This is a genomic window from Chitinophaga sp. 10T418 (genome assembly GCF_056394125.1).
Window position 1 is genome coordinate 23,563 of record NZ_JBFTHG010000009.1, and the last position, 16,968, is coordinate 40,530.

11 protein-coding genes are annotated in these 16,968 nt (G+C 44.2%); 3 read left to right on the forward strand and 8 right to left on the reverse strand.

Going from position 1 to position 16,968, the window contains the following annotated elements:
• Positions 1–11: 11 nt before the first annotated feature.
• The 8 genes from AC1DCV_RS24345 to AC1DCV_RS24380 form a co-directional block, all read right to left on the reverse strand.
• On the reverse strand, positions 12–713 hold the full coding sequence (locus tag AC1DCV_RS24345) for a porin family protein (RefSeq protein ID WP_477025597.1): 702 nt from the start codon (positions 711–713) through the stop codon (positions 12–14).
• Positions 714–722: 9 nt separating this feature from the next.
• The gene (locus tag AC1DCV_RS24350; protein WP_477025598.1) at positions 723–1,979 is read right to left on the reverse strand and encodes a TolC family protein; all 1,257 of its coding nucleotides are present in this window, start codon (positions 1,977–1,979) and stop codon (positions 723–725) included.
• Positions 1,980–1,981: 2 nt separating this feature from the next.
• On the reverse strand, positions 1,982–5,092 hold the full coding sequence (locus AC1DCV_RS24355) for an efflux RND transporter permease subunit (RefSeq protein ID WP_477025599.1): 3,111 nt from the start codon (positions 5,090–5,092) through the stop codon (positions 1,982–1,984).
• A gap of 25 nt (positions 5,093–5,117) precedes the next feature.
• The gene (locus tag AC1DCV_RS24360; RefSeq protein WP_477025600.1) at positions 5,118–6,224 is read right to left on the reverse strand and encodes an efflux RND transporter periplasmic adaptor subunit; all 1,107 of its coding nucleotides are present in this window, start codon (positions 6,222–6,224) and stop codon (positions 5,118–5,120) included.
• A gap of 41 nt (positions 6,225–6,265) precedes the next feature.
• Positions 6,266–6,997, reverse strand: coding sequence for a DUF4397 domain-containing protein (locus AC1DCV_RS24365; protein ID WP_477025601.1), 732 nt, complete (start codon positions 6,995–6,997; stop codon positions 6,266–6,268).
• Positions 6,998–7,404: 407 nt separating this feature from the next.
• Positions 7,405–9,990 (reverse strand): TonB-dependent receptor, encoded by a 2,586-nt coding sequence (locus AC1DCV_RS24370; protein ID WP_477025602.1) that lies wholly within the window; start codon positions 9,988–9,990, stop codon positions 7,405–7,407.
• A gap of 105 nt (positions 9,991–10,095) precedes the next feature.
• Positions 10,096–11,064: a FecR family protein gene (locus tag AC1DCV_RS24375; protein WP_477025603.1), complete on the reverse strand. Its 969-nt coding sequence runs from the start codon at positions 11,062–11,064 to the stop codon at positions 10,096–10,098.
• 99 nt (positions 11,065–11,163) lie between these two features.
• Complete coding sequence (locus AC1DCV_RS24380) at positions 11,164–11,682, reverse strand: RNA polymerase sigma-70 factor (protein WP_477025604.1); 519 nt, start codon at positions 11,680–11,682, stop codon at positions 11,164–11,166.
• Between the two features lie 280 nt (positions 11,683–11,962).
• Here AC1DCV_RS24380 and AC1DCV_RS24385 point away from each other — a divergent pair, with 280 nt between their 5' ends.
• From AC1DCV_RS24385 to AC1DCV_RS24395, 3 genes are all read left to right on the forward strand, one after another.
• Entirely contained in the window at positions 11,963–12,535 is a 573-nt protein-coding gene (locus tag AC1DCV_RS24385) for an RNA polymerase sigma factor (RefSeq protein ID WP_477025605.1), read from the forward strand.
• 65 nt (positions 12,536–12,600) lie between these two features.
• A complete protein-coding gene (locus tag AC1DCV_RS24390; protein ID WP_477025606.1) occupies positions 12,601–13,563 on the forward strand; it encodes a FecR family protein in 963 nt (320 codons plus the stop codon).
• Between the two features lie 121 nt (positions 13,564–13,684).
• Entirely contained in the window at positions 13,685–16,954 is a 3,270-nt protein-coding gene (locus AC1DCV_RS24395; protein WP_477025607.1) for a TonB-dependent receptor, read from the forward strand.
• The last annotated feature ends 14 nt before the right edge of the window (positions 16,955–16,968 follow it).

Genomic DNA, 16,968 nt, shown 5'->3' on the forward strand with positions numbered 1-16,968 from the left:
ATCAGTCCGTTTTATTTTTTCTTCCAGTTATAACCGAGAAAGCAATTCAATTGTTGGTTATACACCTTCCATTGCGTTTGTACCCGGGGATCTTCCATTACCGGAACAAACCCTCTGCTGTAACTGGCGCCTATGTTAAATCCGTTTTTAAATTCGTAATTTAGTGCTATCACTATGCCTGCATCTATTTTATAACGGAATCCTCCGGAGGAGGTAGGGGTGCCGAAAATATTTTTATCAGTAAATATTTTGCCATCACTGCCTTTGCGCTCCATGCTGGCACTGAGGAGTCCACTCAGATAAGGTCCGGCAGACAACCGGAATCCGTGGAAATAAATGGTAGGGTTAATGGGTTGTATGAACAGGTAAGTACTTTTGAAGCGACTGTTATAGGGCTGTTGGGTAGAACTGTCCAGCTGATGTAATACAGCGCCACTTTGGCCGATGGCTAGTTCCGTTTTTAATCCAACATGCTTTCCGAGCCTGGAGTTGACTACTATGCCTGCAAATATGCCGGATAAAGGCCTCACCCAACCACCGGTTGACAACAGATGGAGATCTTTGCCATTAAGTGAACTGGACGAAATCCCGGCCAGTAATCCAAAAGATACTTCCCTGTATCGGGGGGCCGCTGGCCACCTGGTGCTGTCCTGCTGTGAGGAAGCCGGTTGCAGTGTAGCAAAGAAGCATAGTATCACTAAAACGTGTTTCATGTAATAAGTTTATAAATTAATATCCCAGATCCCCGCTGCTCTTTCCATTTCAACTAAGGCAGTGGCATATCCGTTTAATGCTTCGAAATAGTTTTGTCTGATACTATTGTAGGTGCGTTGTGCATTTAATACTTCCAGCAGATTGATTTCGCCGGAGCGGTAACTATATATTTTGCCATCCAGCACTTTAGCTGCCTCCTGTAATAATCCGGTATTGAATTGATCCACTTGTTTACGGGCATAGAGGTAATTGTAATAGGTGGTGGCTACTTCTGTTTGTACCTGTATCACTGCCTGCTGGTAACGTGCTGCAGTCTGGGAGGCGTTGTATTGCGCCGTGAGTAGCTCCCCTCTGTACCTGCCGGAGAATTTCAGTGGAATGGAAATGCCAGCCGAAACAACATTCGTGGATGGAGTAGGAGCAATCACATTGGTGGCTCCTGTGTTTTGTGCCGCACCTATGTTCAGTCCAAGATCAGGTATCCGGTTTGCCTGTGCCAGTTTAACCATGCGGGTAGCCACTTCTTTATCCTTCAGTGCGGCGAGGATATCGGCTCTGTTGGCGACAGCTGTATTCATCAGTTCTTTTAAACTAAAATCCCGTTCAAATTGGAGGCTGCGGTGAACCGGATAGTAAAGTGTATCGGATTGCCTGCCCATCAGCATGGCGAGTTGCAGTTGGGCAGCGTTGAGGGCAGCTTCATTACTGTATACTGTGTTCAGCATGTTGCCAGCCTCTAGTTTACTTTGGCGGGCATCTACTTCTTTTATCTCTCCTAATTTAAAGCGGATGCTATCTGCCCTGGCAAATTTCAACATGCTTTGGTAGGATTCTCTGGTCACCTGGAGTAAATTTTCCTTCAGCAATACCTGCAGATAAGCCAGCGTTGCGTCTGCACGGAGATGCCGGTAATAGTTGGCCACCAGGGACGCTGTTAACTCCAGCTGGCTTTGCGCGAGACCAATGCGGGCTTGCCTTTTGCCTCCGAGTTCCAGCAGCCAGCTGACAGAAGTATTAAATCCATAACCCATTTTCATTCTTTTCTGCCCGTTGTCCACCCAACCGAATGACAGGTTAGGATCAGGGAAAACCCTCGCGGATATCAACCTGGCCTCTGCCAGGTTGATATTGAACTGCTCTGTTACATACGGCAGGTTGTGATTACTTACACCGGTTAAAAAACGGGTATAGGTCAACGAATCTTTTATCTGTGCTTTCCCTGCTAATGCTAAAGAAAGTAATAAAAGGGTGCCCCAATATTTCATGTTCATTGTTTTAATATTTTTTCATCCTTTTTCTGATAGTCTGTGGCGCCCCATTTGCTTTCAAGCATATAGTATAAAGCAGGTAATACAAATAATGTGATGACGGTGGCGGCCAACAGGCCATATACTACCACGGTGGCCAGTGGCCGTTGAACATCTGATCCTATTCCTGTGGCCAGCGAGGCAGGCAACAAACCCAGCACGGCTACTGTAGCTGTCATCAATATAGGCCTGAACCTGTTGGCCGCACCGGCTATTACGGCAGCCAGCAGCGGTTGTCCCTGCATGCGCAATTCATTGAAGTTGGAGATCATAATTACCCCATTCTGAATAGCGACACCAAACAACGCAATAAAGCCAACGGCAGATGATACATTTAAGGTCATGCCGCGGACATTAAGCGCCAGCATGCCACCAAACAATGCCAATGGTACAATACTGAGAATAAGGCCCGCCTGCCGGAACCGTCCGAACGCACCATATAGCAGGAAGAACATAAACAGCAGAGTGATGGGAACAATAACCGCCAGTTTTGCGTATGCACGTTTTTGATTTTCAAACTGTCCTCCCCACACAATCCTGTATTGCTCATGGTCATAAGTGACCGTTTTTTCAATACTGTTCCTGGCCTGCTCCATAAAAGAGGACAAGTCGACATTCCGCAGGTTAAGTTTTACTGTTAAGTGCCTTTTGTTCATTTCACGGGTAATGGTACCTTCTCCTGTGGTAGTACTGATGGTTGCTACCTGTGATAAGGGAATCCTGGCACCGGTTTGGGAGAGTAGCAACAAGTTGGCAATCTTCTCTGGTGTATTCCTGCTTTCTTCTTTATAACGGCAGGTAATATCATATACCTTGTTGCCGGTAAAAAGCTGGGAAACTGCTTTGCCACCAATGGCTACTTCCACCAGCTCTGCTACGTTATTAACATTGAGTCCGTACTGCGCAACAGCAGCCCTGTCGATTTTAATCTGTAATTGAGGAAGCGGTGGTTCCTGGTCTATCGAAAGATCTACCGCACCTTTTATTTTCCGCAGGGTTTGCAGTGCCTGTTGTGCTATCCGCCGGGTTTCTGCAAAATCATCTCCATATACCTTTAATACCAGCTCACTGTGAGCTCCTGATATCCTGTCCATCACGTTGTCGATCATCGGCTGACTGAATCCAACTGTATAACCTGGCATGGCTGAGTATTCAGCCCCCAGCTCATCTATGAGGTCTGCTTTGGTTTTGCCTTTGGGCCAGTCTTTATAAGGCTTCAATCCTATAGAACATTCAAAATGGGAGGCAGACCAGGGATCGGTGCCATCATCATTTCTGCCGGCATGCACCATCATGTAAGTAATCTCAGGGTGTTTCATGGTGGCCACGCGCAATGAATCGCTCATTTCTTTTGATTTCTGCAGCGATATGCCAGTGGGCAGTTGCACCTGTAGCCAGATGGAACCTTCATCCAGTGATGGCAGAAAATCTTTTCCTACCGTGGCGGAAAGTATGGCAGCACTGATCAATACAAGAGAGAGCGGAAACAGTACCCGGCCCGGCCGCTTCATGATCTTCTGAATACGGCCAAGGTAAAGGGCGGATAATTTTTCCAGCCATTTGTTATGATACAATTTACGGGGCTTCCGATAAACGGCATAAGCCAGACCGGGTATCAGCAACATGGCTACAATCAATGCACCTACCAGGGCATAGCTGACGGTGAATGCCATCGGGGTGAATAGCTTGCGTTCCACTCTTTCAAAGGCAAACAGCGGCAGGTAAGCGGTAATGATGATAATGGTGGCAAACAACACCGGCTTGCCAACAAGTGCAGCCCGTTGTGCAATGGATAGCTCCTCTAAAGGAGCCATCTCATCTTCTTCCCGCTTCTTCAGGATAGTTTCCATCATCACAATGGCGCCATCCACAATAATTCCGAAATCAATAGCACCCAGTGAAAGCAGATTGGCCGGAATGTTGGTAAAATACATCAGGATGAAGGCGATCAACAGCGCCAATGGTATGGTGATAGCCACTATCAGCGCTCCGCGCCAGCTGCCGAGGAATACAATGAGCACTATGATTACAAGCATCATGCCCTCCAGCAGTGTATGCGAAACCGTATTCAGTGTGGTGTTTACCAACTCTGTGCGATCCATATAGGGACGGATACGTACGCCTTTGGGCAGCAGGTTATTATTCAGATCGGCGATGGCACGATGTACGCCCTGTAATACGAGTGAAGGGTTTTCACCTTTTAATAACTGCACCACGCCTTCAATGCTCTCGTTGTAATTTACCTGCCTGTCTGTAAAGCCCAGGATGCTTTTGCGTTCCAGGTTACCATATTTTACTTCCCCTACATCCTTTAAGAATATAGGAACCCCCTTTTCAGTTTTTATGACCAGGTCGCCAAGGCCTTCCAGTGTTTTAACCAACCCTATGCCGCGGATGACATAGCCCAGATCCCCCTGGGTAAGGATGCTTCCTCCTGCATTTGCGTTATTATTGACAATAGCAGATTGAATATCTGTAAGAGATAGCTGGTACTGTTCTAACCTGGCAGGATCCAGCTCCACCTGGTATTGTGTGGTAATTCCCCCGAAGTTCGTCACATTGGTCACACCAGCTTCCTGCTTTAACCGTGGGATGATCACCCAGTTTTGCAGATCTGTAAGCTCCCGCAGGTCATTGCCTTTACTCTCTATAACGTACCGGTAGATTTCTCCGATGGGAGAAGTCAGTGGATCCATTCCCGGTTTGGCGCCATAGGGGAGGGCCAGCGTGTTCAATTTTTCGTTGATGCGTTGGCGTGCCCAGTAATCTTCATAGCCATCCTGGAAAACGATGGTGACAATAGACAATCCAAAAGTACTCTTGCTACGCATCACACTCAGGCCAGGCAAGCCATTCAACACTCTCTCCACCGGTATGGTGATCTGTTGCTCCATTTCCTCTGCTGCCAGGCCTGGCACTTGTGTGATAATCTGCGCACTTACATCTGCTATATCCGGGTATGCCTCTATTGACAATTGTTTCCAGGAGTAATAGCCAAACAGCGCCAGCATTAAAAAAAAGCCTATCAGTAACCATCTTTTTCTGATGGTCAAATAAATCAGGTTCATCATGTTGTTCTTGATTAATGCGTAAGTGCTATCTGGCGTCCAGCAGGTAATAGGCGCCATCGCTGATAATAGTCTCGCTTTTCGACAGCCCCGATTTTACAACTACCTTTTTTTCCTGGATACCGTTTGTTTCTACCACCTGACGGATGTATTTACCGGCGGCAATCTGTTTAAATACAAAAGCCGTATTACTTTGCTGGAGTAATGCTTTGGGGGCAATGAGTATGGCCTGTAAGGGAGCATTGGTAAAACCAACATTCACAAACATGCCCGGCTTGAGCAGGTGATCATGGTTTTCACATTCTATCAGTACTTCTACACTGCGGGAACTTTCTTCCATCAACTCATTGATGTGAAAAATTTTTCCCTTCACGGTTTTGCCGGGCAATGCAGCAATGGAGATCTCGCATTGACTCAGATCGCGGATGGTACCCATATCCTTTTCCTTGATATGACCGGCTACCCACACTTTGGATAATTCAGCGATGGCAGCTACACTGCCACCATCACTTTTAATTAGCTGACCTACCACCACTTTATTCTCTACTACTTCTCCTGCAATAGAAGCGTAAATAATTAAAGGTTGTCCCAATATCAATTGTTCCGGATCAGCTTTAAATAACCGGATGCTCAGTTTGGCACTTTCATATTCTTTTTTCTCTACATCAAAATTCATTTGGGCCTCTTCCAGTTCTCGTTGTATACCTACGCCATTGGCCACCAGATTACGTTGCCGCTCCAGTTTCTTTGCTGCCAGGGCTAGTTGTTCTTTTGCCTGGAAGAATGTTTTCTGAGCAGTGATGAAATCGGGTGAACTAACAGTAAACAGTGGTGTTTGGGGGGTAACCCGCATCCCCAGCTTTAAATAGGCAGCCATGACCCTTCCTGAAAATGCAGGTGCTATTTCTGCAAATTGGTTCGGAATCACCTTTACTACTCCTACGGCCGGCATCTGCTGGCGGAGCAGTTGTTCCGTGATGGTATCAATATGTATTTTCTTCGCCAGAACAGATTCCGGATTGACTATCACCGTATCGCCATGCAATTCACAACTGCTGATGGGTGTCCGGGCTGTTCTTTCTATACACGACGTCAGTAAAACTGCGCCATACAATAGTGCCTGTATATGTTTCATTATTCCATTGTTAATTGTCATGGGAACTGTGAGTACCTGCTTTATTTATGTTGCCATACCTGCAATCCGGTTTCGTTGCCGGCTGTTCCGTTGGTAAGGCCTCTCAGGAAAAGGGTCACCGTTTTCTGTGCTGTCAACTGAATTTTAGGTATGTCAATCAGGGTTACCGGTTTACCAGCCACCTGTACTTTTACTTTTACACGATAGTCTCCTGCGGTAATCTCTTTAAAGGTGGAAAGTGCGGTTGTATTGGGATTGTCTCCGATGAACGCATTTGCTTTTTCCAGCCGGATGCTGTCGTTGCCCTTAAAGATGTCGATGTCTACCGGGGAAGTATTGGGCGAAAGATGGAGAAAACGGATGTTCATTTTTGTAACACCTGGATTAGTAAACACATCTTTTAAGACAACAAATTTTACTTTATTATTTTTCAGTGTATCATAAATGAACAAGCTATAGTTAACTGCTTTTTCAAAAGTGATTTTATTTTCTGCTACTATGTTGCTGCCAAGTGTTAATTGGACAGGGAGATTTGCGCCGGACAGCATGGAAGCATACGGTTTGGGAGCAGACAGGTATTGTACTCTGTGCAGTGCTTTCTTTTGATTGATATTCACCAGCATCTCCGCTGCCTTTGGAGAAGCATGTATTACCTGCAGATAGGAAATTTCCGCGCCTGGTGTGGGGTCTGTTTTCTTTTTGCAGGCTGTGATGAATACACCTGCCAATACGAATGCTGCTACAGCTTTTGAAGTGTTAACTGCTTTTCTCATTTTCATTATTTTTTAGTTTACAGAAAAATTTAGGTGATATCAAATGATGATCTGCTCCCTGTAGAAACATGAATACAATGCATATTCCTATCTCCAGGAAAAGAGAAATGGATCTTTAACATTTCTTTTGCGGATAGAAAAAAGATAGCATTGCCAGACCAGAAATGTTTGCGTGATTTCTTCCGGTATGCTGTTGGATAAAATTGTAGAATTACCTGTGATGGTTGGTTGTAAGGCAGGAGTGCTAACTTAATTAAAAATAAGGAGGCGCCTTTACGACGCCTCCGGTCCTTCATGGTGAACACCTGTAGGTTATAGTTAGAGCAAAGTTGTATTTTGGGGTAACATAACCATATCTATAGTAAGAACAGCTAATTGTAAAAACTTCCTACGTCTTCGTGAAAAAATTAAAACCGGAGTGTATAGGACAAATAGAAAGTAAKGTCAAAGAGGCGGTTTTCTGATAAGGTGGTATTGTAGGTATCATTTTGCAGGTTCCAGACATCTAAAATATATTTATTGCGTGCCTGGTACGCATTATACACACCGGCAGATACTTTATGTGTCAGGGTTTTGCCGGAATGGAAGGAGAAATTGGTGTTAAAATTCAGGCGATGATAAGGAGGGATACGTTTGAACTGATAGCCTGATCTGTCAAAGATGAAAGGATTGGTGTTGTCAGGATCTTTGTTGCCGGGATTGGGAGGTGTGGGGGTATCAAAATCCTCCTCTATCCCCGGAGGAAGGAATAACAGGTCGCCGGAACTAAAATACCATACTATGCCCAGATCCCAGTTAGGGAGTGGATTATAGTTGACAGCGGCATTTAAATTATGGCGTCGATCATAACGGAAGGGATATTTCTTTCCCTCATTGATACCAGCAAATTGCCGCTGGCTCCAGGTGAGTGCGTAAGAAAGCTGAAACTGCCATTTGTTAACCTGTTTCCGGGCGAGTAGCTCTGCGCCATAACTCCAGCCTTTTCCGGCAAGAATATCTTTTTCCCAGGCATCTTCATCGTAAAAAATATTCCCTTTTTCTGCGAAATTGGTATTGTTTCGCATTGTTTTATAGTATGCATCTACGGAAAGGAAAAGTCCTTTTTTGTCGTTAAAATTATAACCTGCATTGATCATATGACTTTCTACCGGACGCAGTAGCGCGGTACTTGGTACCCAGAACTCGCTGTTGATACCCAGAAAAGGACTGGTGACCTGGTGGAGATACTGTACCATCCGGGCATACGAAAAAGTAACCTGTTGGGCTTTATTGATCCGGTAAGCGGCAAATAACCTGGGTTGCAGGGAACGATGATGGTAGTTACGGAAGTTGTACATCGCATAATTAAGCCCTGGCCTTATCAATATATTTGTGCCGATGCGGAACTCGTTTTCCATATAAAGAGCATATTCATTGAAGCGGAGCGGCTTCATAGGCTGGTAGTAGTCTGTTTCTTCCTGGAACTCCGTGGCGATGCTGGTATTAAATGGTTTTATGGTGGTTTGGGCAACCTTTGCACCAAACCTTAACCGGGCTTGAGAGAATGCATTATATTCAAATTGTGTCTTGGCTTCCAGTCTTTCAATAGAGGCATAATTACTGAATGCTTTGCTATCTTCTTCTTTTCCGGTATTGTCATTCAGCACAGAAAATTTGATACCTGCAAGGTTATTATAATTACTCACATTCAATGTGGTATTAACGAAAGAGCGTTTGCCCAGAAGATGATTCCAGTTAACGGTAGCCAGCCGGTTTCCCCACACCTGCAGGTTCTGATAGTCATGCTGGCGCAGGTTCAGGTGGTCTCTGCCCAGGTAACCGGTAAGCATTAATTTATTGTTCGCATCGATAATGTGCGTTAACTTAAAATGAATATCATAAAACCGGAGCCGATAGTCGTCATCCAGAATATCTAACAGGGGATTGGACCAGCTGTTACGCATGGAAAGCATGAGCGCTGTGCGTCCCTTGCGCAAGGGACCTTCCAGGGTCAATGCGCCTGTAAGTAAACCAGCACTGGCCTCTCCCGTCCATTTATCCATGTTCCCATCCCTGGTATTTACTTCTGTTACTGAAGATATGGCGCCATCAAAGCGGCTTGGAAAATCATTTTTATATTGCCTGATTGATTTTACGGATGCATTGTTAATGATAGAAATCTCTCCCAGTAAGTGGCTTGGATTAAAGACCTGGTTGCCATCCAGCAGGAAAAGACTTTGATCAGGGTCGCCTCCTCTGACAACGAGCTTGCCGGTGGTTTCCTGGGTTTCAACATTGCCCGGCATCAGGTACAGGGATCTGACAGGATCACTTTCTCCCAAAAAATTATTATAGGCACCAGTCAGGTATTTATCCGTCCGGGAGCCGCCATCCTGTTGTAAAGCATTGCCGGCATCAACGGTTACCTCCGGAAGTTTAACGGGGGAAATAACGAGATTGTTCTTTGTGGATGACGTTATAAATATGGCTATTATCCTGGGTGGCATCTTGCTGTGTTTCACCTCCAGGTAGTGTTTGCCCGGCAGCAGTAGTATACTGTAGTAGCCAAACATGTTAGACTGGCACATTTGACCGGACTCCAGATCTTTTACAGAGGCATACGCCAGTGGCTCCAGACTACCTTCTTCCATCGTAAATCCATACAGGATATATTTCTCCGGTAATTTCTCTGATAAGGCGATGCTGGAAGGTAGCAGCATGATCTTGTTATTGATTTCTTCAATCTTCACTTTTTGTCCGTTCAGCAGCTTCCCCAGAACAGCACCCAGCGTCACCGTACCTTCTCCAATAGAAAAGATACTATCTGTAGTAAGATAATTTGTAGAGTACTCAATAACAGTTCCACTATAGCTGCTGATCTTCGACAATAACAATGGAATATTCCCTGTAGCAGGATGACAGGAGAACTTTTTCTTTACTAAAGACTGTTGTTGGGCAGTTGCAATGGTTGCATGCGTAAGAAATGCGGTGAGTAGAAGTAAAGCAGGCAGCAACCATGGCCGGAAGGATAGGACATAACAATGCCGTAGCGACGGCAGGTCGTTAAATGTAACACGATTTCTATGAGATATATCTCTTACAATAAGTCAAATAAAATATTAGTACAGAATAATGCTGTCCTGTTGATGCCTGTAATGAAGCCCTGTTAGTTTTGTGATTTCTTCCACTACCTGTCTTAACCCCTGGCTTTTAAAACTGGCGGTTATTGTCAGGCGCCCGGCGCCGCTTGTTAGTATGGTATCAATATTAACAGGGCTATCGTAATATATCGTCAATGTTTTGGCCACCTGCTCTAATGGCGCTTCCTTGAAACTTAATTCTTCTTCTTCCCATGGCAGATGGTGGTCTGTAAAAGTTTTCCGCTCAAATGCTGTTCCTGTAAAAACGGCTTCTTCATTGGATGTCAATATGCATCGTTTTTGCGGATGATCTTTATCTGCAAAAAGCACCTTTCCTGTAACTACGGCTACTCTTTCCTGACGGCTGCCGGCATTTATCAGAAAAGAAGTGCCTAATACCTCAATCAATCCTTTGCTGGTTTCTACTTTAAAGGGCTGGTTGTTAGCCGGTTTTACATCGAAAAATGCTTCACCTGTTAACCGTACTTTCCGTTCACGGGAATTAAAAACCCTGGGAAACCGTATGGAAGCTCCTTTCCGCAACCACACCACACTACCATCGGGCAAGGATAAATGTTGATCCGTCACAGCTGCCACTGTTGTTAAAGCATCCTGCCGGTGTTGCTGCATCCACCAACCGGCGAAAATAACCCCTGCTATAATAGCGGCTGCTATCACAACTTTGGTGAGAGGGAGAATCCGGAAAACGGAACGGGAGGTATCATTCTTTTTTTCTGTCGTTGCAACAATGCGCTGATCAAGCTTTTTCCATGCGGCAGCAGTATCGAATTCCGGCTCCTTCAACAATTCATTCGACAGCTGCCAGGTGGCTATCAGCTGCGCTATGTCCTGTTTATGTCCCGGATGCTGCGCCATCCAGTCATTTATTATTTTATTATCTACCTTGGCAGGCTCTCCCTGGAACTGCCTTAGTAGTATCTTTTTCATATAATCAGGTAAGTCTTCCATATGTTGTCTCTCCCAGTTATAAAACATAATTTTTTGTGAAATTCCTATGGTCGTCAAAAAAAACAGGAAAACAGTTACTCAGGGAATGTTTTTAGCAAAGTTTTTCAGAAACTTCAATGCTTTCCATAGCTGGTTATTCACTGTTTTAATGGATATGCCCAGGTTATCTGCTACCTGTTGATTGCTGAGGTCTCCCAGGTGGCTTAACAAAAATACTTCCTTGCATTTGGGAGGGAGTTGGTCAATGCCCTGGGTTAACAAGGCTTTATAATTTACGCCATCTCCACAACCGATCTCTACACCAGTGGCAGGCCAGGTATCTTCCATATCCATTTCTGTGAGACTATAAACAGGCAGGCGCTGCTCCCTACGAAGGTAAGTCAGACAATTATTGCGGACAGCTGTGAAGAGATAAAATTTTACCCCCTCAGCTATCACAATATCTCTACGGGTTTCCCAGATCCTGGCAAAAACATCCTGTACAATGTCTTCACAAATCTCCTTTTCTTTAATAAAGCTGAAAGCATATTTGCAAAGTGGATTGTAATACTGCTCGAATACCTGTTGAAACTGCTTGTAATGGTCATTTGTACTCACCAATGAATTTTATAAATATGAGACTAATACACATCTGCTTACCGTTGTAGGCCGGGCGAGAAGATGTAGTTGACGGATGACAATTCCCCCCAATAAACTATAAACGTATTACTATGATTTGCCCTCTATTCATTCCATGGTTGTAGAATGTTGTTATGATTTTTTTAACTTATCCCTGACCTGTTGCCGGGAAAGCCAGCAATATCCCGTAGCCAGCTTCTTAACATTGAAATAACATGGATGGACTAATTTCGTGGCCCAAACTGCCTTGCTTTCAAACATGTACACGGAGCTAACGGATATAGAGTTATTGGAACGCATTAAGTGCGATGACATAAACGCATTTGAAGCGTTGTACCTCCGCATGTGGGAAAAGCTATTCCTGTTTGCACAAAGCCGGCTTAAGAGTAAGGCCGATGCGGAAGATGTGGTGCAGCAGGTTTTTATGAATATCTGGGAGCAGCGGGCCACCAAAAACATTGTAGGTTCATTTTCCAACTATCTGTTTACTGCTGTTCGTTACGAAGTAATAGATCATTTGACAGCCATGATGAAGGATCATCAGAAACTGGGACATGTGGAAGAACATATTTTGCCGGCATTTAATGAAACGCTGGAAAATCTGTTGGCCAAAGAAATGGACAAAGAAATTGCTGGTCATATTCAAAATATGCCGGAGCAAATGCAACGAATCTTCCGATTGAGCCGCGAAGAGCAGTTAAGCCCTAAGGAAATAGCTAAAGCCCTCGCTATCACTGAAAAAACAGTCAGGAACCAACTCAGTATTGCCATCAGCAATTTACGCCCCCTGGTAAAAGAAAGCCTTKTTTTACTGCTGATTCTCCACTCATAACAATTTGGTAATACAAACGACCGGGATAAAATGCCACTTTATCGGGCATATATAAAACGGTTGTCATGGAGTTACACGAACTACAGCAAATCTTACATAAATACCGGCAAGGAACCGCTACTATGGAGGAAATACGGCTGGTGGAAACCTGGTTGCTGCAAACAGACAGCGAAGCTGCCTGGTCATCGTCAGCAGAAAGGGTTGCAACAGAAGCTCGTATTTTAAGTAAACTAAGAACCGGTATAGGCATCACTCCAGCTGTACGCCGTTCAATATGGCAATACCCCCTTATCCGCATTGCAGCTATGTTTATACTGGCTGCCGGAACCGGCTATATGGGCTATCAATACCGGTATAATTTGCTGGACTATGTAGATCCCGTCCCAAGATTAACTGTAAGTACCGGCATTTATGACATAAAACAGGTCGTGCTCCCCGATAGCACCATGATCACCCTTGCTCCTCAAAGCAGTCTTACCTACCCCGGGAAATACCGGGGGAAGTTAAGAGAAGTGGTGCTTCATGGTAAAGGATATTTCAGCGTTACCAGGAATCCGGCACAACCATTTTGGGTGCATACAAAAAGTATAGATGTACAGGTACTCGGAACCTCTTTTGTAGTCAATGATCAGCCGCAAGACAGCGCCGCCGGTGTAAGCGTACTGACAGGGAAGGTAAATGTCAGCCATCGGCAACAATTACTGGCTATCCTGACACCAAACAAGGCAGTTAGTTTTAATAAGATTAACGGAAAATCCAGTATCGGGGAAATTGACGCCGCAGGACAGATCGGATGGATAGACAAGCGCCTGGTATTTGAAACAACAGCACTCTCAGAAGTATTGAAAATATTAGAGGAACAATATCACCTGGTTATTCAGTCGTCAACAGATGTTGGGAAGGGAAAAGTATTTACGGGTGAGTTTACGGCGAAGGATTCACTCACCGATATGCTGGATATTATTACTATTTCAACAGGGTTAAAGTATCAACCATTAAATGCCAATACAATAAAAATATATCGGTAAAAAAACCGGAAGCGTCTCGCGAACCCCCGGTTATATTTTAAAATGCCCATTTGGTCATGGGATATTTCATTGACATCAATGAAACAGGGACATCTTTTTTCAAAAATAAACTAAAAATGGAATGAAAAGATTTTTATGTAGTGGTAAAGAACGGGTACTAAAACAATGGAGAGGTGTTATTACCTGTTTCTTTACAATTGCTTGTATGGCTTATTCAGCCAGTGGGCAGGAAATGGTACAACAAAAAATCACTATCGCTTTTAAAGAACAAAGCCTGGCAGATTGCTTAGAGAAGATAACTGCCCAAACAAGTATTCGTTTTTACTATGAAGGCAACGAACTTAAACAGATCAATAAAAAACATACCGCTACTTATACCAACCAACCTTTATCTGTTATATTAAAAACATTATTGGAAGGAACCGGGTTTGCATGGCAGGAAGTAAATCAAAAGATCGTTATAAAAAAGATAAATACAAACGATCAGAAAAAGAGAGAAGCTCCTTATCCTCAAAAAGCATCCGGCAAAATAACCGGCAGAGTGGTGGATTTTGAAAACGGTGATCCGCTTGCCCGTGCTACGGTTAGTGTTGATGGAAAACCATATAATACCACCACGGATGAAAAAGGTAATTTCAGTTTGTCTGGTATCACGGCAGGTAGTTATACTTTATTGGTATCTTATGTAGGATATAAAAAGGGTAGGGTAGAGAATATAAAGGTGGCTGACGACAAAAGCCTGGTAATAGATGTAAAAATGCAGGTGGGCAATGAAGATGTGGTTAACATAAAGGGAGTGGTGATTACGGCAAGAAAAAGTAAACGAGTGGCCAATACTACGGATGCACAACTGGTAAACGAAATTTATTCGGCACAAACGGTAATATCCGGTATCTCCAACGAGCAGATATCCCGTACCCTTGACCGGGATGCCGCAGAGGTGGTAAAACGGGTATCAGGCGTAAATATATCCCCCGACAACTTTGTAATTGTACGGGGGCTTGGTAAACGGTACAACCTCACCTTTTTAAATGATGCCATGGCGCCCGCCACTGATGCCGATAGCAGGTCCTTTTCGTATGATGTGCTTAGTAGTAATGCCATTGACCGAATGGTAGTATACAAATCGCCTTCGGCCGATTTGCCCGGTGAGTTTTCCGGCGGACTTGTAAAAATTTATACGAAGAAAAGCCAGCTGACCCGACAAGTGGATATACAGCTTTCCGCCCAGTATCGGCCAGGTTCCACATTTAATGATGTATGGTCGTACACTGGTGGCAAATACGATTTTTTAGGTTTTGATGATGGTACCCGTAAGTTGCCCGAAGGTATACCAAGAGCAGAAAAGTTTAACCATCTTACGCCTGCGGAAAATGCCTTGTATTCACGCCAGTTCAAAAACATTTATACACTTAATCAATCTTACCACGCCATACCCGATCTGCGGTTGAATATAAATTATTATGATGCATGGAAAATAGGTGCACGAAGCCTGAAAAACCTGACCACCGTTGCCTACACCAATACGCATGAGCAGCGCGAAACGGAGCAGAACTCACTGTACAAATACCACGATAGTAAAATAACGCAGGGTATACACGCAGCCCGCCTTTCTTTATTACAGAGCAACGAAATGCAGGTGAGCAACAAGTTAACCCTGGAGCTTCGCAATTTTTTTAATGTAAATAACCAGCGTATTGCAATGGAAGATTACCTGCAGCTGGACGACTATCCGGGTAATGAGTACAGGCATACCAATCTGTATTATGTAGAAAATCGCTTGTATTCCGGCCAACTGGCGGGCACCTATTTATTAGGGGCCGATAAAAGAAATACAATTAAAGCCAATGTAAGTTTTTCCAGTATACAGAAACAGGAACCAGATAACAGAGATTATACGCTGAGCAGAAATATGCAGCAGCAAAGCCCCTGGATACTGGGCACCGAGGTGGTTTCTTATTATATGCTGTCGAGAGTATATAACGATGTAAAGGAAAAAAGCTACCAGGGGAACGTCGACTTTAATTACCACATTAATAATACCTGGGGATTTAAAACGGGTGTTTATCATGAAACCAGGGCCCGGGACTTTAGTAACCGAACTTTTATATTGCTCAATGGCGTCAATTTATATGATCCCAACCTGGCTATTAATGGCTCCAAACTTTCCGGTGAAAATGGGAATGTTTTGGCCAATCACAGTATAGAAGAAAAATACCTGCAGCATTATTTTAATACCGACATGTTCAGAGAAGATGGTACCGGCTACCGATGGGTGGAAAAAACAACTCCCAACAACCAGTACTATGCGGATAATGTTATATCAGCCGGCTACCTGAGTACGGATATAAACCTGTTGGATAATCGTCTGAACGTGTTGGGCGGTGTAAGGGTCGAGCATAATCGTTTCCGGATATTGGGCAGTTACGAGCATGGCCTGGCGGCCTATCCGCTGGTGGTTAATCAGCCTATCACTTCCGTTTTGCCTTCGATCAATATTTCTTATAAGGCAGATAGTAACTTCATTATTCGTGTTGGCTATGGTAAAACATTAAACAGACCTGAGTTCCGGGAAGCCGCCCCTGTGCAATATACCAGCTATGTAGATAAAGAAACCTACACCGGTAATCCTAACCTGACTACGGTAAACATACACAATACAGAACTGCGATTGGAATGGTATCCCAATAGCAGCCGCAGGAACGAGATGATGAACATTGGCTTCTTTTATAAAAACCTCGACAAACCTATTGAACGTTTCCGGCAGATATTTTCCGAAGGATTTGACCAGCTGGTATATACCAATACCGGCAAAGCCACGGTATATGGTATAGAAGCCGAAGTAAGAAAAGATTTAGATTTTATACCCGGCAGATTTTTCCGCAAAGTATCTACTGTTTTAAACGGCAGCTGGTTTAAGAGTAACGTGGATGTGCCACCGTTGCCCCGGTTCATAGGCTATAGTGGCGCCCGTTCCCGGCCCATGCAGGGACAATCGCCTTACCTGCTGAATGCTTCGCTTAACTACGAAGATGCAGCAAAAGGTACCAAAGTATCATTTACCTATAACCGGGCAGGCGATTACATTTATGCCGTTGGCGCCAACAAGGGCGAACGATTGGACGCCGATATTATGCTTAAAGGGCGGGATCAATTGGATATTACCTGGAGACAGCGTATCAGTAAAGTTTTCAGTATGAATGCAGGCGTGCAGAATATACTGAATGCTCCTGTATTATTTTACCAGGACTGGAAAAACAACTACCACTATGATAAGCAGGCCAGGCCGATTCCTGAACAGGGTACTGGCTTGTACGAGGCTTCAGATCTTATTTTCCGCAAGTATTACCAACACCCTTATTACTCGTTTGCGGTGAACATGATTTTTTAAAAGATAATTAAACA

Coding starts and splice junctions, on each gene's coding strand:
- AC1DCV_RS24365 (WP_477025601.1), bottom strand. CDS start 6,997: ATGAGAAAAGCAGTTAACACTTCAAAAGCTGTAGCAGCATTCGTATTG.
- AC1DCV_RS24390 (WP_477025606.1), top strand. CDS start 12,601: ATGGAGTTACACGAACTACAGCAAATCTTACATAAATACCGGCAAGGA.
- AC1DCV_RS24355 (WP_477025599.1), bottom strand. CDS start 5,092: ATGATGAACCTGATTTATTTGACCATCAGAAAAAGATGGTTACTGATA.
- AC1DCV_RS24345 (WP_477025597.1), bottom strand. CDS start 713: ATGAAACACGTTTTAGTGATACTATGCTTCTTTGCTACACTGCAACCG.
- AC1DCV_RS24375 (WP_477025603.1), bottom strand. CDS start 11,064: ATGAAAAAGATACTACTAAGGCAGTTCCAGGGAGAGCCTGCCAAGGTA.
- AC1DCV_RS24350 (WP_477025598.1), bottom strand. CDS start 1,979: ATGAAATATTGGGGCACCCTTTTATTACTTTCTTTAGCATTAGCAGGG.
- AC1DCV_RS24360 (WP_477025600.1), bottom strand. CDS start 6,224: ATGAAACATATACAGGCACTATTGTATGGCGCAGTTTTACTGACGTCG.
- AC1DCV_RS24395 (WP_477025607.1), top strand. CDS start 13,685: ATGAAAAGATTTTTATGTAGTGGTAAAGAACGGGTACTAAAACAATGG.